Below are 22,922 nucleotides of genomic sequence, written 5' to 3' on the forward strand. Positions count from 1 at the left end.
CTTCTTCCCCTCTCTCATCGCTACATTCTTGCAAATTGGTTCAAGAACCGCAGATCGTTCGTATAGAAATGACGAATGTCGTCAATGCCGTATTTCAATAGCGCGATGCGCTCCACGCCCATTCCGAAGGCAAATCCGCTTACTTCCTCCGGATCATATCCGCCCATCTCGAGCACGCGCGGATGCACCATCCCGCAGCCGAGAATTTCGAGCCAGCCCGTATGCTTGCACATCCGGCAGCCGTTGCCGCCGCATTGCACGCAGGTTACGTCAACCTCGGCGCTTGGCTCCGTGAACGGGAAGAAGCTTGGACGGAGACGGATTTGCGCCTGCGCGCCGAACATTTGCTGCACGAATTGCAGCAGCGTACCTTTAAGGTCGCTCATCCGAATGTTTTTGCCGATGACGAGGCCTTCGATTTGATTGAACTGGAACGAATGCGTTGCATCGTCATCATCGCGGCGATAGACCTTGCCCGGGCAAATAACTTTTACCGGCGTTTGTCCGTTCATCGCTTTCATCGTGCGAACCTGCACCGGCGAAGTATGGGTACGCATTAAAATCTCATCCGTCACGTAGAACGAATCCTGCATATCGCGCGCCGGGTGGTTTTTCGGCAAATTAAGCGCCTCGAAGTTGTAGTAATCCTCCTCGACCTCCGGTCCTTCAGCGATTGTATAGCCAAGTCCGATAAAGATATCCTCGATTTCCTGCGCTACTTTATGAAGCGGATGTACCGCTCCGCTCGGCAGCTGCTTGCCCGGCAGCGAAACGTCAAGCGTTTCGGCCAGAAGCCGGTTATTCGTTTCCGCCTGCCGGAATGCCTCCTGCTTCTTATCGATAACGGATTCGATCGCAGCGCGAACATCATTCGCCACCTGCCCGATTATGGGACGTTCTTCGGCGCTGAGACCACCCATTCCACGCAAAATTTCCGTTAACGCGCCTTTTTTCCCTAAATACTTCACGCGCAAATCATTCAGCTGCTGCGGGGTGTCTACCAGCTGCAGCTCCTGCAGCGCTTCTCCGCGCAGTCCTTCCAATCTTTCCTTCATTCCTCTTCGCCTCCATATCATCATCCTTACATCATGTCACAAAAAAAAAGGCCCTCTCTCCCTAAAGGGACGAAAGAACCGTGGTACCACCCTAATTCGAATTACGCTCCGCTCTGCTTACGGACTGCTAACCTGTATAATCGGCCGCCGCTTGCATTAAGTCGGGGAATCGTAATTCCTTAGCCCCATAACGGCGGGAACCGGACAATCCCTACATGCACCCCGCGGCAAGCCGCTGCGGCGTTTCAGGAGTCTGCTCAGGAGTGAACTTCGACAGCCTAATTTCGCGAAAGACGCTCTCAATCTGCGGCGTCTTCTCCCTGTGCGAAAGCACTGCTTACTTTTCTCCATCATCGCTTTATTGCAAATATGAAACATTAATCTTTATTATATGCAATCTGTTGAAGCGTTGCAACAATTAAGATAGTGCAATCACATGCCTTGCCAACTTATCCGTTCGCCAATTTCAAAGCGCACAATAGGCCAACCAGTATACTCTGGTTGGCCCGACCTTTAGAATATCAATTTTGCTATGCGTTTTCCATTCCCTTCTTCTTGGTTCGGAAGGAAAGCCGGTTGAAAAAACCTCCCGGCATTTCGTATACGGCATTTGCGGCTGTACTAGCTACGACGTGACGGCTTGCGCGCAGTGGATTGTTCACTGTTGATCTGCTGGGTAACGACTCCGCAGCAAAGCCTTTTCTCGCAAGCGCTTCGTCGAACTCTTTCTGTGCCGCCTGTTTTGCCTTGAACAGCATCATTTGTACCCTGCTGTATACATTGATCGCCCCGTCACCCGTCGTTTCGATCGGGAGAAAGATAGCGTCGGGGTATCTCTCGGTAATCAAGGATTGAACCCCGTCCGATACGCCGGAAGACGGCATGCATCCGAAAGGTTTGACGGAGATGGTCATGTTGACTTTCCGTTTGACCACGTTCAGAATCAGCTTGCCCACTTCCATATGCCCTTCTCCGCCGCGCAGCTGGTTGTTGTAGTGGTCATTCGCAACCCGGGCGATTTCCTCCATATCGGGCAAATGATAGCCGCGCAAACCGATCATTCGGGCATACGTATGGAATATCAACCGAATGCCCCGGTCGGCAAGCGCCAGCATACGTAACGTTTTAACGGGATTCTTACCTTTCAAACCTTTACCTCCAGCATCCGCTTTCCGCAAGCCTATCCGCTTCCGGGTATCGTAGAGCCCCGACCAAATGAGGAACAGGATCCAAGCGGTAACCGATTGAACTTCAACCTCGGCCCCTTCGGTTTCGAGAAACTTTTGCAAATGATAATTGCCGTCACCTTCCGTCGTCATGGCCCAAAATTCCCCGATGATGCTGACTTTCGGCTTCACACGCGTCCGGTCCACTTTAACGGCCTGCAGCTCTTTGCGGCACCGGATAAGCGTCGGAATGAGCGATTTGCGCCGGCTTAAAGCGTCATGCATAAGCTGCTTGCAGCGCGCAAGAACGGCGTCGGTTGTACCTTCCTCCACTTCATACGGACGAATGCGATAACCGATCGCATTCAAGATGTCCCCGAGCAGGACGGCCTTCAGGAAGCTGATAAAAAACGAAGTGTCCAATTTAAGCGCCGATTCTCCGCCGGTCGCCTGCTTCAAACCGTCTGTCTGTTGGAACAAAAGCACTCGAAAACCGTCAAAGCCCGCATCGCGCAGCGCTTTCCGGTATTCCGTGACGTAAGTGCCGAAACGGCAGGGACCGCAGGAGCCGCTCGTCACGAACAGGTAATTGCTGACAATCTCTTCCTTAGACTTCCCTTCCACGTCGCGGAGATGGTGCAAGTATTTGATTAAATTTCCGACCGTGAAATATGTCGGATTGCACTGTCCGCGGTTGCCGAATTCCTTGCCATAACGCAGCGAATCGCTGTCCGGACAATCCATGTGCCGAACCCGGTAGCCGAGCCCGGACAAAGCGCCCTCCACCAAGTAGTCATGAGCCATCGTCAGCCCGCCGAACAAAATGGTTGTAGACGCTTTGTCTTTGGTTAGAAACCGGCGGGGAACAGGATCGAACCACTGGTGCTTGCCTGCCTGAATCAAACCGAGTTCCTTTTCCTGTTCCTCCTGAAACTTGCGGAGCTCGTCCTCAAGCACATTTTTCTCCATTGCCACCATAACTGATTTCACTCCTTGTTTTATAATGTTTTAGAGGTACGAACTTTTAAATGGTTTTTTTCAAAAGTTCGGAACGTTTTTGCTCTAAACGAAGCTGCAACTCCGCTTTTCTCGCGGCCAAATCCTGCAGCCGTTCTTCATGCAGCCCCAGGCTGTGGGCATATGTCTTCACGCGTATTTTAATTGAACCGCTTGGTTTGTTCGCATCGATGTCATGTAATGCCGAGAACGGAGTTCCCGACGCAGAGATGATCGAGTCGATTAAACCGTAGGTCGGAGCGTCATGCCCGCATTTGAAACTGGATAGGTCCAGCACTGCAACATGAGGATGGCGCGCGGCAAATTTGGAAGCCCATACTTTTTGCACGCTGTTGGAACTGAAGTTCTCGGGCCACACGTCGGTCACTTCGAGCGCATATTCCACCCGTCCGCTTTGCAGGTCGTCACTGAAAAACCGGCGAAGCCATGCTTCATCTTTGGGGATGGAGCGCATGGATAAAATTGGATAGCCAAGCACCTGAAATTCATCCAAAACGTTGTGATTCATGCCCGGATCGGAGTGATAAGGGCGGCCGGTCAACAGAATGGCTATACGGTTCTCTTCTTCCATCTGTTCCAGAATCAAACGTCCCTTCTCCTGCATTTCGGCATCGAACAATTCCATCGCCTTCCAGCTTTGATCGGCGGCAAAATCGCTCTCATCCTCCGTCATCAACAGATAGTCGCCGAATGCCTCAAATAGCTGTCTCTTCAAAAGATTCGGTTCCGTGAAGGTCATCGCCGGATCGAGATAGACTACCCCTCTGGTTTCAAAGAAGTTTACTTCTTTGGTAAAAGCAGCCTTGATTACATTCGGGGCGCCGGCCACAATCGGACAGCTCGTCGAATCCATCACATTCTGCACATGGGTCGGAATGTGGGTGATACACGGAAAGAAAATATAGTCGATAGGTTTTTTCTCATGATGTTTAAACAACAAATTGTGAACATGCGCCTGCGCGACTTTCGACGGATAGCAAGGATCGATCGATCCGTATTTACCGCCTTCCTGCCACATTTCCTCACTCGTATTGTCGCTGAACACGATGTTCCGCTGCTCGATGCCAAGCGTCTCGAAGTAGGTCCGCCAAAAAGGCGCAGTCGACCATATGTTAAGGACTTTCGGAATGCCGATGCGCAGACGGTTCCGACGCTCCGCCGCCTCGGCGGAGGAACGTTCAAAATCCGGCCGGTGCGATGTTTTGCGCAGTCCAAACCAGCTGCGCTGCGGCAGGTGGTCATTTGCCTGTTCGCCTGATTCGGGCAGCGGCTCCGGATCGTAAAAATGCTGGAACATGCGGCGCGCTTCGTATTCCACCAGATTCGGATAATGTTTTTTCAGCTCCTGCCGCTTCTTGGTTAATGTGGTGACAGCTTCCTGATCTTCCACGGTTCCCTTCTCGCAGCTGAAACCCGAGATGTAACGGGCGGTTTGTCCGTCCGGCGTCTGAGAGTCGATAAAAGTCCGGCTGCAGTTGTTGGGACAGAACGTACAGCGGGTGGATTCGTCGTTGCGCGATACATAGCTTAGCATTATCGCCGCTTCCAAGCCCAAAAACGTGGAATATCCGCGCCGTTTCACCACACGCAGCGTTTCCCTCGCCGCCCCGATCGCACCCGCTTCCCCCGGGTGAGGATGAACGTATACTTCAGCATCGGGAACCCGCTGTTTAATGTAATCCACCTGCGCTTTTACGGCTGCCAAGTTGTATTGCGTCCCTCCCTGCAGGACAAATTTACGGCCTAGTTCCGCCATGCGCGGGATCTGCACGACATACTGCCATATGTTCTTCGGGAGGACAAGCGCGAGTCCGGCCAGCAATTCCTCTTTGGAATACCCCTCTTTCTGAAAATTAACCCGGTCCGCATCGAGAAATACGGCACATCCGTATGAAAATTTTGGTGAAAGGTCTGCCGCGAACGCTGTATCCGCGTAATCCTGTACCGGTATGCCAAACTGATCCGCCATCGCCTGCAGCAGCATCCCATTCCCGGCGGAACATTGATTGGACAGCCTAAAATCCCGAAAATCCCCATTTTTCAGAAACAACACTTTAATGTCCTGACCGCCGATATCGCAAATGACATCAATATCGCCGAATTCGTTAACGGCGCTCATCATATGCGCAACGGTCTCGACAATGTTGACGTCCGCCTTTAACGTTTTCTCCAATACATCCGCCGCATATCCGGTGGCGCCGAAGCCGATGATTTCCAATTCGGCTCCCTGCCCCGTTACCCTATCGCGGATCCGTTTCAGCATTTCTCTCGTATCTTCGAGGGGGTTGCCTTTGGAAAGCTGATATTCCTTAAGCAGAATCTCTCCGCTTTCATCGACGAGAACGGCTTTGGACGAAGTGGAACCGCCGTCCAGACCGATCGCCGCCCTTACCTTCTGCCCGGGTGCGAAGGTTGCCGGCGTAAAGCGGGGAATCTTGTACGTCTTGCGGAATTGTTCCAGCTCCGTTACGCCGCTTGCCAACGGCGGGCCCGCGTTTTCACCCAACTTCGCTTTCCGGCCGTGCGCGATAAATTGTTTCAATTTTTCCAATCCTGTGTAATTGCCTACGCCGGCCGGTTCATGCATGCCGTACATGACGGCTCCAAAGGCAGCGTAGTACTGGGAATTGTCGGGTACGAAAATCAATTCCTCAAGCGGGATGTCTTTGGGATAATCATATCCCCGGTCCTTCCAAGTTTGCGGTATGCGCATCCGCCAGCATTCCTGCAGAAACGGCAGGTATGTATTAGGTCCTCCCAGCAGCAAAACACGGTGCCGCAGCGTATTGCCCCGGGTCAGAACGGAAAGATTCTGCATGACGATAGCATCAGCCAAAGAACACATAATTTCGGCTGAAGGAATACCGCTCTTCACCAGATTGACAATATCCGTTTCGGCAAATACCCCGCACTTGGCAGCCACATGGTGCAGTTTCGAATCGTCAAAGTGCAGGTTCCCCACTTCTTCCATAGGCATTCCCACTTTAATCATGCACTTGTCGATCGTGGCGCCGGTACCGGATGCGCACTTGTCGTTCATGGACGTCAGCGCTTGTTTATTGCCGGTTTCCTCGTTCACTTTAAAAATGATGATTTTAGCATCCTGTCCTCCAAGTTCAATGACACTGCCCACATCGGGATGAAGATGTTCGACGGCCATCGAAACGGCGTTCACTTCCTGAACAAACTTTGCTCCGATATGCTCGGCAATCGGTCCTGCTCCGGAGCCCGTTATAAACACACGAATGTTCTCCTGCTTGACGTCTTGAAATTCATTTCCGATCGTAACCAGTAATTCCAATACCTTCTCCGCCTGCTTCGTATGGTGGCGCTGATAATCCGACCATACGATTTCTTTGCTTGCCGGGTTGACTACGGTTGCTTTGACAGTAGTCGAACCGACGTCAACTCCGATGATTATACTGTCTGAAAGCTTTGAATTATTTTCCATCCCAATGCTCCTTTTCTAAAATCATAGTTAGTATTTTGTGTATAAATTAGGCATTCTATACAAAGAACAATTAACGGAATTCCCTTTCAAGGTTATTCGAAACTTAAGCTTATGCTTAAATATGCGTTTTTAAGGAGGCGAGATTGCAATTGCTTTGGATCATTGCGGCTCTCTTGTTGTTTATCATCCAAATCGCATCCATCATCATCCTCGAATATCGCCGTTCGAACAAAGCGATTGCTTGGCTGATCATCTTGTTCCTCTTTCCGATATTTGGTTTTCTGCTGTATTATTTTGTAGCGAAAGAATATTTTTGCCACCGTACCCTTCGGCGGAAAAAAAACAGGCACTGGGAATCATTCAAGTCAGACCTCATTCATCGATGCAAGCAGCGAATAGCGATTGATATGGTTGAGGAAACCGTTTGCCAAGAGGACAACTTGCATGCATTACTCAAAAACATGCCGTCCATCCCCATTACCGCTTGCAATGAAACGACGATATATGCCGAAGGAGAACAAGCGTTTGAAGCGATGCTCGAATCGATAGCAGGGGCCAGGCACCATATCCATATTGAGTTCTACATTATCCGCGACGACAATCTCGGTACCCGATTTGAGCGGTTGTTGATCCGGAAAGCGCAGGAAGGGGTCCAAGTGCGGCTTTTATATGACGGATTCGGCAGCCGTCGATTGGGAAAGGCCTTTTTGAAAAGGCTGCAGGATGCCGGCGTGGAAACGGGGTGCTTTTTTCCCCCGGTAGCCGCATTCTTCGATAAGCGGCTCAATTACCGCAATCACCGCAAAATTGTAGTTGTGGACGGCAAAATCGGTTTTTTGGGCGGATTGAATATTGGGGATGAATACTTGGGGAAAGATCCGGCATTCGGTTATTGGCGGGATACTCATTTCAGTATGAAAGGCGATGCGGTACTGTGGATCCAATATACCTTTTTGACAGATTGGTATTTGGTCAAAGAACAAATAATAACCGATTCTGTCTATTATCCTGTTCAGGAAAGTCAAGGGAGAGAATTTGTGCAAATCGTGAAAAGCGGTCCGGACGAGACGATCCTGGAGCTTATTTTCTCCCTCATCGTTTCAGCGAAGAAGCGGCTTTATATTGAGACGCCTTATTTCGTTCCCGATCCCGGCATCTTATTGGCTCTAAAAACGGCCGTCATCAGCGGAATCGATGTTCGCATTATTATACCAGACGTTCCTGACAAAAAAATTGTATACTATGCATCTTTGTCCTATGTCCAGGAATTGCTGCAGGCGGGAGCCCGATTTTATTGCTATCAGAAAGGGTTCCTCCATTCCAAAGTGATTATTTCCGATAACTTGGCTTGCTCTGGCAGCGCAAATATGGATATACGCAGCTTTTGCGGCCAATTCGAACTCAATGCGGTCTTTTTTGACGGAAAGGTAATTGACCGCTTGGTACAAGATTTTTTCAGGGATCTTAGCCTAAGCCAGGAGATTTTGCTGCCAGAATTCGAAAAGCGGCCTGGAATTCAGAAGATGAAAGAAGTTTTCGCCCGGTTGCTCTCGCCTTTGTTTTAGACCGGGCTAGGTGTGCTTATATTTAGAAACATAAAAATAATGGAGTGTGAGAGGAGTTCAACAATCATGTCAAACGCTCCTCCTACACGACCAGCCCTTGCTCCAGCGCGTAACGTGTCAGCTGTACCCGATTGTCGAGATGCAGCTTTTGCAATATATTTTTGAGATGGTTTTTGACCGTATGCTCGGAAAGGCCCAGCACACCGGCAATATCGCGGTTAGAGGCACCCGTTGCGACGCGTTCCAGCACTTCCTTTTCTCTTTCCGTCAACGGGGTCGTTATGACTGCCGCATGCTTGTCCAGCGACTGCCCTGTGCCTGCTTGCCGCTTCGAAGGCTGCGGATTGCTTGACGTGAATTCCTGCAGCAAACGAAAGGCAAGCTCCTTCGGCATCGGCGCTTCATCCAGCGATACGGCGCGCAAATATTCCATCCACGCGGATGGTGCGACATTTTTGAGCAAATAACCCTGCGCTCCCCGCTTAATCGCCTCGAATAAATGCGTGATATCATCCGATACGGTTACCATAACGATCTTCAAAGAAGGCAGAAGCAGCTTCAGCCGCTGCGTGGCTTCAAGACCTCCCATGCCGGGCATATTGATATCCATCAGCACCAAATCCGGCTGCGCAGCCGGTATGGACGCTATTGCTTCCTCGCCGCTCGCCGCCTCCCCTACAACTGCAAAGGAGCCGTCGCTCATGACGATATCGCGCATCCCTTCGCGGCCATGCGGATGGTCGTCGACCAAAAATACGCGTACATATGAAGTACGTTCCGTCATCCTAATCTCGCCTCCCTCTAATTTCAACGACCGTTCCATGCGGCTGCGCCCGTTGCACCATGAACGTCCAGCCCAAGGCGCTCGCCCGATCCCGCATCATTTTAACGCCGTACTTCCCTTTCTCGTGCAGCTTCTGCTCTTCCGCTCCAACCCCGTCATCTTGAATGGAGCAGCGGAAGGCATTACGATGCTCGCCATGACGGCTTTCGTTCTCGCCGCGAATAACAACATGCTTCGCCTGCGCGTGCTTCTGCACGTTCATAAGCGCTTCACGAATAATGGCAAGCAGCTCCACCTTCTGTTTATGCGTCAGCGTCCCCTCCCGCACCCGCCATTCCACCTTCGTTCGAATGCCGGAGGTTTGCTCCATTTCAGCTGTTAAATGATGTATGCCCTGCATCCAGGACATTTCCGCAGGCAGCGGCGCATCATTCAAATTAGCGATCGATTGCCTTACATCGTCATAAACGCGGCGTATCGTCTGCCTGATTTGATCCGTCGTTTGCCGCATGTCCGTGTCCGTTTGGGCGCGCTCCAGCTTGTCCAGCTTAACCGATAACATGAACAGCGATTGCGATATTCCATCATGCAGCTCCCGCGCCAATTGCTCACGCTCTTCGAAGGCCGCCTTCACGATTTTCTCGCGCTGCAGCAATTCCTGCATGTGCTCCAGCTTGGCGAACAGTGCCCGCAGCAGTGTCAGCGTAATAAGAAAAACGAAGACGGGAGCAAGCAAGTTGCCAAGATCCATGGAGATGAACGGAAGCAGCAGCGTATGCCGCAAATATTCCCATAATCCGATCGTAATCGTCGGAATCCATAAAATGAGCCATTTTAACCATTTGTAAGACATACCAGCTTCAGCTCTCTCCTCACGTTTAATCGTTGCGGAATGGAATCGTCTGCAGCACTTCCCCGTCAGCTTTGTCGATTATTACCAGCTCAGCAACCCACTCCCCTCGCTTAGGCAGATCAACCTTTTCCGCGTAATAATCCGTCTCTTTGAAGCCTGGGAACACGACATCCTCGTCTGCGTAATCGCTGTGCAAAGGAACCTCAATGACATTGCGGCTCGAAGCATCAGCCGATCGAAGCTGCAATTGAACGGAAGCCGGCGACCCAAGCTGCTCAGGCAGCCATACCTTCAGATTCACCCGGTTAGGGCCAGGTCCGTTTGGTTTTATTTCTAACGTATAATGAAGCTTATCGCCCATTTTATGATAGGACAACGGCTCCGTTTTGGGGATCGGGCTCACATAGGTAAGCACGCCTACTAAGATTAGAGTGACGCTCATTAAGAGACCATCCAGCTTCAGAAGCTTTCCGCTTGGGAGCTCGGATCGAGAAGCTCTCCGATGCAGGAAGAAGCCTGTTCCCATAATGAGTACGAGCAGTGCAGCTTTCGTCAGCAGCAGCAAGCCCCAGCCCGTATAGAGCAAATATCGCCAGGAAGGAAGCAAAATTACGGTCATCAAGACCCCGCTCACCGTTAACATGATGATCGTCAGCCACGCCATTCTGGTAAACCGTTCGGCGAACCGCCCCGCCTCCTTGCGTTCCGCATGCCAGAAGAGCAGCAGCAGAAATACCCCGCCGGTCCACAGGGCCGCGCATACGAGATGAATATAATCGAGTACGATAGCCAGCGTATTGGAGGGCAAGGCATTGACATGTCCATTAAAGCTTTCCGCCGATAGAAGCAATAGCGCCCATACGGCTTTGAATGGATCAGAAAGCCGCAGCACGGCAAAGCCAAGCAACGAGAACAGGCCGAGACCGAGCCATGAGCGGCCGGTCGCGGTCCCCGTTAACAAGCGGAGCCATTCCGTCTGACTGCTGCCGTTGTAGCCCTTCAATAAACTGCTCATGTGAACAAAAACGTAAAGAAGGACGACAAGCAGCAGCCCCCTCATAGCAAGCAATCCCCATTTGTTCACGAGCCTGCGCTGAACTTCATCATTTCCTTCCGGAATAGCAACGGACCAAAGCATGAGGCCGGCAGTCATCATCAGCATAAAATAAAAAACGGCTCTAACCGCGTAAAAAAAAGCCTGCACCACCGTAATGCCTCCGTCACCATGATCGGCCTGCGAATGGTTGTGACCGACCTGCTCATGAGGATCGAAGGCAGTCGCTTCATAAACGAAGCCCGGCTGCGCTGATGCGGATGCAGGACCAGACCATAGGTAAACGGAAGCCGTTATGATTAGAAAAAGTAAGCCGAAGCCGACATATTTATAGCAACTGGCGGTAAATGGTTGGCTGGGAGTTTTTTCGCAGAATATGTTACGCACGATGTCACGTCCTTTATGTTGTTCAGCTTCAGTGTACTAGACGGACGGGAAAAGAACAATTCGAAAACAGCGAGTTTTCTATTAAGATTGTATATCAGCGGGACGTATAGACTCCAGATCTAAGGACCATTCTACATAATATAAAAAATACAAAGGATGTGAGCCATTTTTATGGACAAAGATTTTCGTATTGCTGAGCTGGGCGGACAACCTGATGGACTCGATGCTATACGCAGGCTGGAGCAGCAATTAACCCAGCAGTACGGCTCGGACGTTGCACTGATTGCTTATACAGCGGAGACGGAAGAAGAAAAATAAACGTTACCCTATTTGGCAGCCCGGTAGTCCGGCCAATAATCCCCTGGTATTTCCGGACAGCCTCTATCCGTTGCCCACACATAGACCCAGCCGGATGGGCTGCCATTTTCAATATCTCCTACCCAGATCCGTTCGTAATCATTCTGCTCCTCGATTCCGTAAAACTCCTCGAGCCTATCCATTACTGCAAGTCCTTCCCTATCGACTGCTATCCATTGTCCACGTATAATCTTCCGGCAATCGCCATGCACGAGCTTTCGTTCCCTCTGCCGCACAGCTCCATGCTTTTAAAATTATCATAAGACCAAAGCCCGTCCCTTATTCGAAGCAGGCATTGCGCCCTTCTTCGAATAGGGCTTTTTTTGGCTTACAGGATGCAATATGGTAAAGTTAGGTGCAGAGTTAATCTCATTCCTGATCGAAAGAGGAGGTCGTTTAGTTATGGCTGGTCAAACGGGCGCCATCGTACAGCAATCTTTAAACGCATTAATGGGAGATACGGCTTTTTTGCCGAATTTGCAAAACCAAGCCCGCGAGCAGGCCTTTCTGTCGCTTGCCGCCATCCTTTCAACACCTAATAAAGTACACAAGGCTTTTTTACGCATAACGGTCGATAACGGCAATGTCGTACGCATTCCGGCTTATCGCATTCAGCATAACGACACGCTCGGCCCTTATAAGGGCGGCATTCGGTTCCATGAATTAGTAAGCGAGGACGAGGTAACGAATCTTGCGGCGCTCATGACGCTCAAAAACGCGCTTCACGAGGTGCCCTTCGGCGGCGGCAAAGGCGGAGTCGTCATTAATCCGCGCAGCTATTCCGCAAGAGAGCTTTATCTCATTTGCAAAAAATATGTGCAGTACTTCAGCGATGTGCTCGGTCCTGACAAGGACATTCCAGCCCCGGATATGGGGACCGGCGAGCGCGAGATGGACTGGATGATGTCCGAATACAAGAGCATCCATCCCGGACATCCCTACCTTGGCAGCTTCACCGGGAAAAGCGTCATTAACGGAGGCTCCCTGGGCCGCAGAGAAGCAACGGGTAAAGGCGTCTATTTCACGTTTCGCTATATGCTCCACGATTTCCTTAAGGCGCAAATCGGCTGGTTAGCCGGCAGCACGAATCCGTTCGTGCAAACCGCGCTTGCACACTCGGACCGGCCGCTGTCGATAGCTGTGCAGGGCTTCGGCAATGTTGGGTCGATAGCCGCCTTAGAGGCGTATAAATGTGCTTATTTGCATAATAAAGTGGTGGCCGTCAGCGACCGCAATGTTACCTTATTTAATTCCGACGGCCTGTCGATTCCTCTGTTGATCGAATATGCCGCCCGTCATCAGGGCGATTTGCCTGATTCCGAAACGGCGCTGGCCGAGCTTGATCTTAAGGCGCAAATACTTAGTCGCGAGGATGTGCTCTTCCTGGATGTCGACGTGCTCATTCTGGCTGCGCTCGAGGAGCAGATCCGCAAGGATAATGTCGGGCACGTGAAGGCACGCATTATCGTGGAAGGCGCCAACGCACCCGTCACGGGCGAAGCTGACGAAGCGCTTACCTCGAGAGGCACCATCGTTATTCCGGATATATTAGCCAACGCAGGCGGCGTTATCGTATCCTATTTCGAATGGCTGCAAGGTCGGGAAACACAATTTTTCACCGAAGAGCAAGTATTCAAAATGCTGTATGATAAAATGCAGAAAACGTTAAACGGTATTTTGCCTGCCTTCTTTGGAGATCCGTTCCCGCTTCGCCAAAACTGCTACAATCACGCCGTGATGAAGCTCTCTACTATGCTTTACCGCCAAGGTAAGCTGTATTAAATAAAAAGTACCATCCTTCCCGAAGCTGCGGCTCCTTGAAGGGTGGTCCTGTTCGTTTTACTACTGCACGTAGCGGTTAATGACCTCGACGAGCAAATCGTTTAGCAGCTTCACCTCATATTCGCCTACTGCAGGCTTGAGGTGATCGCCTCCGATGCCGCTGTCATCGGTCAGGAACAAATAGGTTCCGCCAGTCGCCGCGGCCATGAACCGCAGCAAATATTCCGTATCGACGCTGACGCCGCTGGAGGCAATCGGAATGATTCGAATTCCCTGCTCCGCCGCATCCTCAATCAGCTTCTGAATCTCATCAATAATTTGCGGATCGTTATGCGGCGGCGCATCTAATACGAGAAATAACAGGCGCGCGCGCGCCTCCTCGCTCCATTTGTGCTCATGAATCGCATCTCTCAGCGCCTGATCGACAGCCTCCGGATAATCGCCGCCGCCTTGCGCCTTCTGCATGCTGAACTGATCAATCACCTTATTGATATCCGTCGTAAACGGATACGGCTTCACAATATAATCATCATGCTTATCCCGGTAAAAATTCGCACTGATCCTAATCCCCAGCTGATTAGCCTGCTGGTCGGATATGCGCTTCACGACATCCTTAAGCTCTGCCTCCAAGTAATTAAGCTCATCCTCCATCGAGCCGGTCGTATCGACAACAAACATAACGTCTACCTGCTGGGATAGCGCTGCGCCATTGCCTAAATCGACCTTCACCGAGCCTTGCTGCGGAATTTCCAGCTGCTGCGTCGTCTTGCTTTCCTGTGCCGACTGCACTTGAACCTTATAAGTGCCTTGGTTCGCCGTGTCCTCGAATAACCCCGCATATACGTAGGCTCTCCCCTCCGTATTCGTTCGCGCCTTCCAAGCCGTTTCCTTCCCTGAGAGCAAGGTTACCTTTGCATCCGACACCGCTTTCCCATTTGCCGTAACAACGACCTCCAGCCTATGGAAATTCCAAAAGCCCCATGCCCGCTTGCTGCTGTCGCCCTCCTCGGTGTTCAGCACATTTCCAAACCGCTCCCAGGCCGCTATGTCATCCCATTCACCTGCTGTTAATTGTCCCGCCTGAACTTCTTGTTCCGGGTTCGGATATCCGCGCTTGCCGCCTTCTTTCTCTTTCACCGGCTCGCTGTTTGACATTGCCTTATCATCGGAGCTATTGGTAATCTCCTCTTTAGCTGCATCCGATGTCTCGTTGCCCCTATTGCCAGCCGTTTCGCGATTTCCGCTATCCGAGGCATTATTCCCCGCGGAAGAGCATGCGCTAAGCGATAAAGTCAATGTAAGCATAATCGCGGTTATCCAGCTAAAGCTTCTTCTTTGTTTGCCTGAACCCTTGAACGAATGACCCGCCTTCATCCCTTCAGCCCCTTTGTTTGTATTTGCTACTCTGACGCATGCAGGCTTACAAATGTTGCATATATTGGCCGTAAACATTACAATACGATTCAGACATGCGGCGAGTCCAAGAATCGGCTGCATTAAGCTTCATATACAGGAGGACTTCATCGTGGAAACCTTTGACCTTATCGCAATCGAAATTATGTATCAGCAGCAAACGAAGCAGCTTTCCTTCACGTCCGCTGAGCTCATTCGAGTAACGGAATACGGCGATCGGCTGTGGTACGTCGATATTAACGGAGTCGGCGACCGCGAGCTGCTGGCTTGGTTCGGGAAAAGCGAGGATATAGGAGTACAGCTTACTGCAATTGCGGGCAGCGGACAGGCCTTCCGCGGCAAAGGCTACCTGCATCCGAACGAGCCGCATCAAGCAGCGGCGATTCGCGGCGACGGAGAGCTATTGGAACAACAACTCTCCTAAAAAAAGAGCAGCTCCGGCAAGTCTTATACAAGACTCGTCGGAGCTGCTTTTTCAATCCTTATTTGCTGTGAGCAATTTCCGGCGTAGTCAGACGGTCGTAGAACTCTACGCCATTGTCTTTATCCGCGGAATCGCGAAGCGCCATCGCGGAACGCGGGTGCTCATCCAATATTCCCGTAATCATGTAAGGAATAATATAGCCCCATTCTTCCTTCTCGCGAAGCGGAATCATGAACTTCTCGATCATGTCGAGTACGGGACGGATGCTGTACTTCGTGTTTTGAAGCTCGGCGACAAGAAGCTCCGTGTTGCAGTTGCCGGCAGCGCGGCCCATGCCGTAAACGGAAGCATCAAGCAGCTCAACGCCGTTCTCTGCCGCAAGCAGCGTGTTCGCGAATGCAAGCTGCAGGTTGTTGTGCGCGTGAACGCCCAGACGCTTGTTCGGCAGATGCTTGCGGAATTTGTCAACTAGGTAGCTCACATCGCTAGGCTTTAAGCTACCGTAGGAGTCAACGATGTATACGACGTCTACCACGCTGTCATTGATCAGTTGGAACGCTTCAACAAGCTGATTCTCCATCACGTTCGAAAGCGCCATAATGTTAAGCGTCGTCTCGTATCCGCGATCATGGAATACTTTCACAAGCTCAAGCGCTTTGTCTACGTCCTGCACATAGCACGCAACGCGGATCAGGTCAAGCAAGCTCTCGCTGCGCGGCAAAATATCATTCTCATCTACGCGGCCGACGTCAACGAGTGCGGAAAGCTTCGTATTGCCTTTATAAGGGATCACTTTTTTCAAGAAATCATCGTTCAGAAAACGCCAAGGGCCCGCGTTTTCAGCGCCCTTCAGCAGCTTTGGCGAGTTTTTGTAGCCGATTTCCATATAATCGACGCCAGCTTCGTTCAAGCATTGATACAAATGTTGAACGAACTCGACGCTGAAATCCCAGTTATTCACGAGTCCGCCGTCGCGGATCGTGCAGTCAACAATTTTGCAATGACTCGTTTTTGAATGCATGCGTTTTTACTCCTTTGATGTGAACATGAGTTCAGTTTTTCTCATTTTACTTGAAAAGGATGCGGAACGCAAAATGTTTTTGTCGTTTTATGTCTGCTTCAGGAGCATCTCCGCCTCTGCGTATAGTTGCGGGAAACGGCTTGTTATCCTTATACATGACGCACCTGGGCCTATTTAACAATTGTTTGCGGCTCTTGCCCGAAGTGTCCGGAACGGTTCACTTTGGTTTGAATATATTTTTCGTTGTACACCGAGGAATTGCCCCAAAGAGGAACTCTCCCCGCTGCGTTCATGCCTGCTTTGCGCAGCGCATCCACCTTGCGCGGATTGTTCGTAATGATCGATACCGGCAGTGCCCGCAGCAGCTTAAGCACGGCAATTGCATTACTGTAATCGCGGGCATCGTCAGCGAAACCAAGCTCGGTGTTCGCATCAACTGTATCGAAGCCATCCTCCTGCAGCAAATAGGCGATCGCCTTGCTGAACAAGCCGATGCCGCGGCCCTCATGATTAGCCAAATAGAACAACGCCCCGGTGCCGTGCTCCGTAATAATCCGCATCGACTGCTTCAATTGAAAGCCGCAATCGCATCTTGCGCTGCCAAAAATATCGCCCGTATGGCAAATGCTGTGCATGCGGATGAGCGCGTTGTCATTATTCTCGAAATCGCCGTATACGAGGACGCTCGATTGCTGAAGATCCGCATAAGAGAAGTGAGTTAAGTCTTCGACAAGCTGCTCTGCCGTTTGCTCCTCGCCTGTCTCCTTGCGCAGCCAGCTATACCAATGGAACATCTTCGTTTCACCGTCCAGCTCTACGGGCAGCTTAACCGGCCCGACAACGTAAATGTCGTCACTGCCCGTTTGCGTTCTTTTTATTTTATCCTTAATAATGGCTGCAATATTTGGTTTGATCATACTCATTCACCTTCTTCGAAAATTGTTATTTTAAAATTGCAGCGACAAATAGCTGAGCGTGCCGAATTCGTAGCCGCGATAGATGATTTGACCTCCTCATTTGTTACTTACTATTTGTAACTAATTATAAATTTATAACTTAAGATAGTCAAGTAATTAACATTATCCAGGTGTGCTTGTATAAATAAGATATTGAGGTTATACTTATTGTTAACTCAAAAGAGGTGATAGTTATGGATCAGTCAAACCTTTGTCCCCGTTTCCAGAAGGGAATGGACATCATCAGCAAACGTTGGACCGGCCTTATTATATTTCAACTATTGTCTGGTCCGCAGCGCTTCTGCGCCGTTCAGTCCGCGCTCCCGATCAGCGGCAGACTGCTCTCGGAACGGTTCAAAGACCTGGAGAATGAAGGGATTGTCGACCGGCAGGTCTATCCTGAAATACCTGTACGCATAGAATATTCATTAACTGAAAAGGGCCGCGCGATTGAACCCATCATTAGAGAGATTCAGAAATGGTCACAGGACTGGATCGAACCGGACACTGTAGCGTGAAATAAGAAAAAGAAGCTCTCCCATCGACTATCAATCGAGGGAGAGCTTCTTCGCTTTACTTATCAGGGACGCGATTCGCTACAATTAGCACATCCATATGGCGGCCCGATTGCAGCAGCTTGCGAACCACATTACCTCGCAGCAAGAAGTGCCAAAACGTCCGATTAGACTGTCCGACGATCAGTTGCGTCGCCTTTGTGCGATTAGCAGCCGTAAGAAGGGTAGCGGCAATATGCGCTTTGCTCTCTGCCTTCGACATTTCGAAGACACCCCCAAGCCGCTCTGTTAAATGCAATAAAGCATCTTTCTTGGCTGTAATATCTTCCGTCCATGGAGAGCCGTCCTGCACGTAATGAACATGCCATTCGGCCTTTAGCCGATACGCGATCCGGAAGCCGCGGCGGATCAGCCGTTCAGCGTTCGAGCGAATATCGATACCTACGAAAATAACCTCCCGCCTTCTTAGCGGCCCGCGCAGCGACTTATTGCGATCCCACGACTCCATACGTTCATCGACATCATCGGCAATTTCCCGCAAAGCGAGCTCCCGCAGCGCAATCAAATTGCCTGTCGAAAAGAAAGCGCCCAGCGCTTGCTCCACCTTGCCCATCGCGTAGATTTTGCCCTCCTTCATACGCTGCTGAAGCATTTGCGGCGTTATATCAATAAGCTCCACTTGGTCAGCCAAGCGTATAATGGCGTCCGGCACTGTTTCTCTTACGGTAACGCCGGTTATTTGCTTAACCGCGTCGTTCAAACTTTCGATATGCTGCACATTCATCGTTGAGATGACCGAAATGCCCTTTTCGAGCAAATGGATAACATCCTCGTAACGCTTCTTGCGCAAGCTTCCCGGTACGTTCGTATGAGCAAGCTCATCGACCAGCACAACGTCCGGATTATCACGAATGATCGCTTCGACATCCATTTCCTTCAGCTTCGTCCCGCGATAATCGATCGTTTGCTGCTCGATAATCGGAAGGTCCCCAATCTGTCTCAGCGTTTCATGCCGCCCATGCGTCTCGACTAATCCGATCACGACATCGATGCCCTTGCGGAGCAGAGCATTCGCTTCCGATAGCATCGTATACGTCTTCCCTACTCCAGGCGCAGCGCCGATATAAATGTGAAACGTTCCTCTTCGAATGGATTCAATTTGCCTCTCTCGCTCCTCCAGGCTGAATCTGCGGAACAGCTCCTTCTCCGAATCGTTTCTTTGCTTGACCGGCATTATTCGCTCGCCCTCATGCTCCGCCCGATCCGCCATCAGAAACAAGTCGACCTGATTAAGCTTGCGCAGTACGCCGTCGACAATCGATCCCTGCCAAAGCTGCTGCCACCTGCTCTGCTTAGAATGGCCCATGACGATGCGCGTCACATGGTTTTCCTCCGCAAATCTGACAAGGGCCGCAGGCAGCTTGCGGCGTCTCGTTAACGGAAGCTCCTCGAATTTCCCTTCCACCTTCTTGGTGAGCTTCTTTATCGATGTTTTGAAGGCTTGCTCGTCCTTAGACAAGCTCTTCCTCTGATTAACGAAGGAAACAACAATGATATCGCCGTTCAGCCTTCTTGCGATTTGCTGGCCTCGGCGTACATATAACGAACCGTTCCAATGGTATTGCGCGGTAACCAGAATACGTTCCGATGCTCCTGACGGCCCGGTAAGACCAAGCTCCTCTCGGTGCTTCTCAAGCGAGTCGTTCACTCCCTCGGCAACGAGCCTGAGCGACAGCTCGCGCAGCACAGCTAAGTTTCCCCGCACCGATATAGCCGGATCAGGACGGTTGCCAAGAACGCCGTCTTTCAACCGTTTCAGCATCGTTTCGGGAGACACGTCGATAAGGCGGACTTCATCCGCCAGCTCCAGCGTACCCGCCGGCACCGTGCATCCGGCTCGAATGCCGGTCCATTTCAATGCTGCCTCATCTGCCCCTTCGAGCTCGTATACGTTAATCGTCGTGATGACGCTTATCCCTTTCTCCAATAGAAAGAGAACGTCCTCCAAGCGTGTCCGAAACTGCGACTCCGCACGGTTGCGATGGGCGAGCCCGTCAACCAATACAACCTCCGGATTACGTTCAATAATGGCATCAAGATTCAAATCCTTCTGCTCTTGGCCGTCCAACCGCCAATGGATACTAGCCACTCTCTCAAGCTGCCCGATCTGTTCGGCGGTTTCAGGCCTTTGCAGAGTCGAAACGGCACATATGACAACATCGATTCCATCACGCTTCAGCTGCGCTCCTTCCTTCAGCATATGATACGTTTTCCCTGAACCGCTTACGGCGCCTATTAATATTTTCAACCTTCCCCTGTGAAGCTTGGAGATGGAAAGCAACAGCTCTTCCGGTGTTTTTCTGCGAAATGGAACCACGGCGGCTTCTCCTCCCAAAAGCTTGAAGCTCACCCGTCATCGCGACGGGCTGGCATGCAAGCAACGATAAAGTTATTTGCCCAGCTTTGCGGATAACGCAAGATTCAGCTTAAGCACATTGACCCTTTCCTCGCCGAACAGCCCCAAATCACGTCCTTCAATATGCTCCTTGACGAGCGTCTCGAGTTCTGCTTGCGACAGCCCGGTCACTTTGCTGATCCGCGGTATTTGAACCGACGCCGATTTCGGCGTAATATGCGGATCAAGACCGGAGCCCGAGTTCGTTATAAGCGCGATCGGAACCTGGTCGACCGGAACCTCCGGATTGTTCGCCTTCCACTCTTCAATCGATGCTTTCGTCCGCTCGATCAAAGCCGGGTTGGAGGGCGCAAAGTTATTGGAGCCTGAGCCCGCCGCATTATGATCTATACTCGACACACGGCCTTGAAAAAAGCCCGGATCCGTGAAGCTTTGTCCGATGAGCTCAGAGCCTGTCACCTCGCTGCTGCTGTCCTTCAGCAAACTTCCGTTTGCCTGATGCGGGAAGAGCAGTTGCGCTGCTCCCGTGCTTGCTAGCGGATAAAGAATACCGCAAATGATCATGAAAACAATGCTGATGCGTATTGCAACCGAAAGGATAGAAAAGCCGTTACCAGAGCCTGATTTAGATTGACTGTCCATTTTCCATGCCTTCTTTCATTAATTGTGAATTTAAATCCAAACGTGCACGATAAGATCAATCAGCTTGATGCCGACAAAAGGAACAATGACTCCGCCGAGCCCGTAAATGAATACGTTACGGCTGAGCAGACGCGCGCCGCTCATCGGTTTGTACTTCACGCCTTTGATCGCAAGCGGAATGAGAAGCGGTATAATTATCGCATTGAAGATAAGCGCCGAGAGTATAGCTGACAAAGGGGAGCCCAGCCTCATAATATTGAGCGCACCCATCTCAGGAATGGCTAGCATGAACATGGCTGGAATGATCGCAAAATATTTGGCAATATCATTTGCAATACTGAATGTTGTCAACGCGCCTCTCGTCATAAGCAATTGTTTGCCGATGGCGACTACCTCAATGATTTTGGACGGATCGGAGTCCAAATCGACCATATTCGCCGCTTCCTTCGCCGCGATCGTACCGCTGTTCATGGCAAGCCCGACGTCCGCTTGCGCAAGAGCAGGCGCATCATTCGTACCGTCACCCGTCATGGCGACCATCTTGCCTTCCGCCTGCTCGCGGCGAATGACTGCGATTTTGTCTTCAGGCTTGCTCTCCGCTATGAATTCATCAACACCCGCTTCCTTTGCGATCGTAGCAGCCGTTAACGGATTATCACCCGTACACATGATCGTTTTGATGCCCATTTCGCGCAGCGTATCGAACCGTTCCTTCATGCCAGGCTTCACGGTATCCTTTAAATAAATAACGCCGTACAATTTATTGTCTACAGCTACGGCAAGCGGCGTTCCGCCTAATTTCGCAATCGTGTTCGATACCTGCTCCAGATCGGACGGAATTTCCCCGCCTTGTGCTGCTACCCATTTCTTAACCGCATCGACCGCGCCCTTACGTACGTGGCGACCATCCAACAAGTCAATGCCGCTCATTCGCGTCTCTGCCTTGAACTCTATAAATTCGCCGCCGTCCGCTATCGTTGAATCATAGCTCTTGCCTTGCTTCGTCATCCACTCGAGCACAGACCGGCCTTCAGGCGTCTCGTCCTTGATCGAGCTGATGGCTGCCCATTCCGACAGCTGATTGATGGAGTTTCCTCCAACCGGAACAAGCTCGCTTGCCATCCGGTTGCCGAAGGTAATCGTACCTGTTTTGTCCAAAATCATCGTATTGATGTCTCCTGCCGCCTCGACCGCTTTACCCGACATTGCAAGCACGTTGAACTTCGTAACCCGGTCCATGCCCGCAATCCCGATTGCCGATAACAATCCGCCGATTGTCGTCGGAATAAGGCAAACGAGCAATGCGATCAACACCGGAACCTCTAGTTTAATATCGAGATAATTAGCGATTGGAGCCAATGTCACTACTACGATCAAGAAAATAATCGTCAAGCTGAACAGCAGCGTATTAAGCGCAATCTCGTTCGGCGTCTTTTGCCGCTTCGCGCCTTCTACTAATGCGATCATTCGGTCAATAAAAGATTGTCCGGGCTCGCTCGTCATCCTCATTTTAATCGAATCGCTCACGACTCTTGTTCCTCCCGTTACGGAATTGAAGTCGCCGCCGGCTTCCTTAATAACCGGAGCTGACTCGCCCGTAATGGCCGACTCATCCACGGAAGCCAAACCTTCAATGACCTCGCCGTCGCCGGGAATCATTTCACCTTGGGACACGACAACGATATCGCCCTTGCGAAGCTCCGTCGATGAAATGACGGTAATCAAGCTGCCCATAAGCTTGTTCGCCGTCATTTCCTGCTTCGACTTCTTAAGTGAATATGCCTGCGCTTTGCCCCGGCCTTCCGCTATCGCTTCCGCGAAGCCCGCGAACAACACCGTAAACAATAAGATGAAGAATACCGCAACGTTAAAGCCTATGCGGTCTTGCGAGTCAAAAAAATTCGGGAATAACGCCATCAGCAGCACGATGACCGTGCCGACCTCGACGACGAACATGACGGGATTTTTCATCATAGTAACCGGGTTTAATTTAACAAAGCTGTCCACTATCGCGCGCTTCACCGCAGCGGATGACAACGTTTTATTTTTTTCGTTTCTGCTCAT

18 protein-coding genes and 1 other annotated feature are annotated in these 22,922 nt (G+C 51.0%); of the genes, 5 read left to right on the forward strand and 13 right to left on the reverse strand.

Annotated features, from left to right (window positions below):
• Positions 1-20: 20 nt before the first annotated feature.
• From pheS to L1N85_RS14530, 3 genes are all read right to left on the reverse strand, one after another.
• Positions 21-1,055 (reverse strand): phenylalanine--tRNA ligase subunit alpha, encoded by a 1,035-nt coding sequence (pheS, locus tag L1N85_RS14520; RefSeq protein WP_235239703.1) that lies wholly within the window; start codon positions 1,053-1,055, stop codon positions 21-23.
• Positions 1,056-1,117: 62 nt separating this feature from the next.
• Positions 1,118-1,418: a binding site (T-box leader), on the reverse strand.
• Positions 1,419-1,585: 167 nt separating this feature from the next.
• Positions 1,586-3,199 carry a 2-hydroxyglutaryl-CoA dehydratase gene (locus L1N85_RS14525; RefSeq protein ID WP_235239705.1) on the reverse strand — a complete coding sequence of 538 codons (1,614 nt, stop codon included), beginning with the start codon at positions 3,197-3,199 and terminating at the stop codon, positions 1,586-1,588.
• 46 nt (positions 3,200-3,245) lie between these two features.
• Complete coding sequence (locus L1N85_RS14530; protein WP_235239707.1) at positions 3,246-6,689, reverse strand: BadF/BadG/BcrA/BcrD ATPase family protein; 3,444 nt, start codon at positions 6,687-6,689, stop codon at positions 3,246-3,248.
• Positions 6,690-6,838: 149 nt separating this feature from the next.
• Here L1N85_RS14530 and cls point away from each other — a divergent pair, with 149 nt between their 5' ends.
• Positions 6,839-8,254 (forward strand): cardiolipin synthase, encoded by a 1,416-nt coding sequence (gene cls / locus L1N85_RS14535; RefSeq protein ID WP_235239749.1) that lies wholly within the window; start codon positions 6,839-6,841, stop codon positions 8,252-8,254.
• 82 nt (positions 8,255-8,336) lie between these two features.
• Here the strand turns inward: cls and L1N85_RS14540 are convergent, their stop codons facing one another.
• From L1N85_RS14540 to L1N85_RS14550, 3 genes are read right to left on the reverse strand one after another with little or no spacing between them, the layout of a single operon-like run.
• The gene (locus tag L1N85_RS14540) at positions 8,337-9,038 is read right to left on the reverse strand and encodes a response regulator (RefSeq protein ID WP_235239709.1); all 702 of its coding nucleotides are present in this window, start codon (positions 9,036-9,038) and stop codon (positions 8,337-8,339) included.
• A gap of 1 nt (position 9,039) precedes the next feature.
• Positions 9,040-9,891 carry a sensor histidine kinase gene (locus tag L1N85_RS14545; RefSeq protein ID WP_235239711.1) on the reverse strand — a complete coding sequence of 284 codons (852 nt, stop codon included), beginning with the start codon at positions 9,889-9,891 and terminating at the stop codon, positions 9,040-9,042.
• Positions 9,892-9,916: 25 nt separating this feature from the next.
• A complete protein-coding gene (locus L1N85_RS14550; protein WP_235239713.1) occupies positions 9,917-11,332 on the reverse strand; it encodes a copper resistance D family protein in 1,416 nt (471 codons plus the stop codon).
• A 171-nt stretch (positions 11,333-11,503) separates the two neighbouring features.
• On the opposite strand from L1N85_RS14550, the gene L1N85_RS14555 reads away from it, so the two are divergent.
• Positions 11,504-11,650, forward strand: a complete 147-nt coding sequence (locus tag L1N85_RS14555) for a hypothetical protein (protein ID WP_235239715.1) — start codon at positions 11,504-11,506, stop codon at positions 11,648-11,650.
• Positions 11,651-11,658: 8 nt separating this feature from the next.
• Here L1N85_RS14555 and L1N85_RS14560 read toward each other — a convergent pair whose 3' ends face one another.
• Complete coding sequence (locus L1N85_RS14560; protein ID WP_328285217.1) at positions 11,659-11,925, reverse strand: gamma-glutamylcyclotransferase family protein; 267 nt, start codon at positions 11,923-11,925, stop codon at positions 11,659-11,661.
• A 166-nt stretch (positions 11,926-12,091) separates the two neighbouring features.
• Between L1N85_RS14560 and L1N85_RS14565 the strand changes: the two genes are divergently transcribed.
• Complete coding sequence (locus L1N85_RS14565) at positions 12,092-13,471, forward strand: Glu/Leu/Phe/Val family dehydrogenase (protein WP_235239719.1); 1,380 nt, start codon at positions 12,092-12,094, stop codon at positions 13,469-13,471.
• 60 nt (positions 13,472-13,531) lie between these two features.
• On the opposite strand, the gene L1N85_RS14570 is transcribed toward L1N85_RS14565, so the two are convergent.
• Positions 13,532-14,845 (reverse strand): vWA domain-containing protein, encoded by a 1,314-nt coding sequence (locus L1N85_RS14570; RefSeq protein WP_235239720.1) that lies wholly within the window; start codon positions 14,843-14,845, stop codon positions 13,532-13,534.
• 151 nt (positions 14,846-14,996) lie between these two features.
• On the opposite strand from L1N85_RS14570, the gene L1N85_RS14575 reads away from it, so the two are divergent.
• Positions 14,997-15,308 (forward strand): hypothetical protein, encoded by a 312-nt coding sequence (locus L1N85_RS14575; RefSeq protein WP_235239721.1) that lies wholly within the window; start codon positions 14,997-14,999, stop codon positions 15,306-15,308.
• A 58-nt stretch (positions 15,309-15,366) separates the two neighbouring features.
• Here the strand turns inward: L1N85_RS14575 and L1N85_RS14580 are convergent, their stop codons facing one another.
• On the reverse strand, positions 15,367-16,329 hold the full coding sequence (locus tag L1N85_RS14580; protein ID WP_235239722.1) for an aldolase catalytic domain-containing protein: 963 nt from the start codon (positions 16,327-16,329) through the stop codon (positions 15,367-15,369).
• A 170-nt stretch (positions 16,330-16,499) separates the two neighbouring features.
• Positions 16,500-17,246 (reverse strand): GTP cyclohydrolase II, encoded by a 747-nt coding sequence (locus tag L1N85_RS14585; RefSeq protein WP_235239723.1) that lies wholly within the window; start codon positions 17,244-17,246, stop codon positions 16,500-16,502.
• Positions 17,247-17,479: 233 nt separating this feature from the next.
• On the opposite strand from L1N85_RS14585, the gene L1N85_RS14590 reads away from it, so the two are divergent.
• On the forward strand, positions 17,480-17,803 hold the full coding sequence (locus tag L1N85_RS14590; RefSeq protein ID WP_235239724.1) for a winged helix-turn-helix transcriptional regulator: 324 nt from the start codon (positions 17,480-17,482) through the stop codon (positions 17,801-17,803).
• Positions 17,804-17,858: 55 nt separating this feature from the next.
• Here L1N85_RS14590 and L1N85_RS14595 read toward each other — a convergent pair whose 3' ends face one another.
• The 3 genes from L1N85_RS14595 to kdpB form a co-directional block, all read right to left on the reverse strand.
• On the reverse strand, positions 17,859-20,177 hold the full coding sequence (locus L1N85_RS14595; RefSeq protein ID WP_235239725.1) for a histidine kinase: 2,319 nt from the start codon (positions 20,175-20,177) through the stop codon (positions 17,859-17,861).
• 72 nt (positions 20,178-20,249) lie between these two features.
• On the reverse strand, positions 20,250-20,858 hold the full coding sequence (kdpC, locus tag L1N85_RS14600) for a potassium-transporting ATPase subunit KdpC (RefSeq protein WP_235239726.1): 609 nt from the start codon (positions 20,856-20,858) through the stop codon (positions 20,250-20,252).
• A gap of 30 nt (positions 20,859-20,888) precedes the next feature.
• Positions 20,889-22,922 (reverse strand): potassium-transporting ATPase subunit KdpB, encoded by a 2,034-nt coding sequence (gene kdpB / locus L1N85_RS14605; RefSeq protein WP_235239751.1) that lies wholly within the window; start codon positions 22,920-22,922, stop codon positions 20,889-20,891.

The sequence above is a fragment of the Paenibacillus alkaliterrae genome, assembly GCF_021532375.1.
Classification (GTDB): domain Bacteria; phylum Bacillota; class Bacilli; order Paenibacillales; family Paenibacillaceae; genus Pristimantibacillus; species Pristimantibacillus alkaliterrae.

What these genes read in the sequence shown, in the direction of transcription:
- pheS (WP_235239703.1), bottom strand. Translation starts at nt 1,055, where the DNA reads ATGAAGGAAAGATTGGAAGGACTGCGCGGAGAAGCGCTGCAGGAGCTG.
- L1N85_RS14525 (WP_235239705.1), bottom strand. Translation starts at nt 3,199, where the DNA reads ATGGTGGCAATGGAGAAAAATGTGCTTGAGGACGAGCTCCGCAAGTTT.
- L1N85_RS14530 (WP_235239707.1), bottom strand. Translation starts at nt 6,689, where the DNA reads ATGGAAAATAATTCAAAGCTTTCAGACAGTATAATCATCGGAGTTGAC.
- L1N85_RS14540 (WP_235239709.1), bottom strand. Translation starts at nt 9,038, where the DNA reads ATGACGGAACGTACTTCATATGTACGCGTATTTTTGGTCGACGACCAT.
- L1N85_RS14545 (WP_235239711.1), bottom strand. Translation starts at nt 9,891, where the DNA reads ATGTCTTACAAATGGTTAAAATGGCTCATTTTATGGATTCCGACGATT.
- L1N85_RS14555 (WP_235239715.1), top strand. Translation starts at nt 11,504, where the DNA reads ATGGACAAAGATTTTCGTATTGCTGAGCTGGGCGGACAACCTGATGGA.
- L1N85_RS14565 (WP_235239719.1), top strand. Translation starts at nt 12,092, where the DNA reads ATGGCTGGTCAAACGGGCGCCATCGTACAGCAATCTTTAAACGCATTA.
- L1N85_RS14570 (WP_235239720.1), bottom strand. Translation starts at nt 14,845, where the DNA reads ATGAAGGCGGGTCATTCGTTCAAGGGTTCAGGCAAACAAAGAAGAAGC.
- L1N85_RS14580 (WP_235239722.1), bottom strand. Translation starts at nt 16,329, where the DNA reads ATGCATTCAAAAACGAGTCATTGCAAAATTGTTGACTGCACGATCCGC.
- L1N85_RS14585 (WP_235239723.1), bottom strand. Translation starts at nt 17,246, where the DNA reads ATGATCAAACCAAATATTGCAGCCATTATTAAGGATAAAATAAAAAGA.
- L1N85_RS14590 (WP_235239724.1), top strand. Translation starts at nt 17,480, where the DNA reads ATGGATCAGTCAAACCTTTGTCCCCGTTTCCAGAAGGGAATGGACATC.
- kdpC (WP_235239726.1), bottom strand. Translation starts at nt 20,858, where the DNA reads ATGGACAGTCAATCTAAATCAGGCTCTGGTAACGGCTTTTCTATCCTT.
- kdpB (WP_235239751.1), bottom strand. Translation starts at nt 22,922, where the DNA reads ATGAGCAGAAACGAAAAAAATAAAACGTTGTCATCCGCTGCGGTGAAG.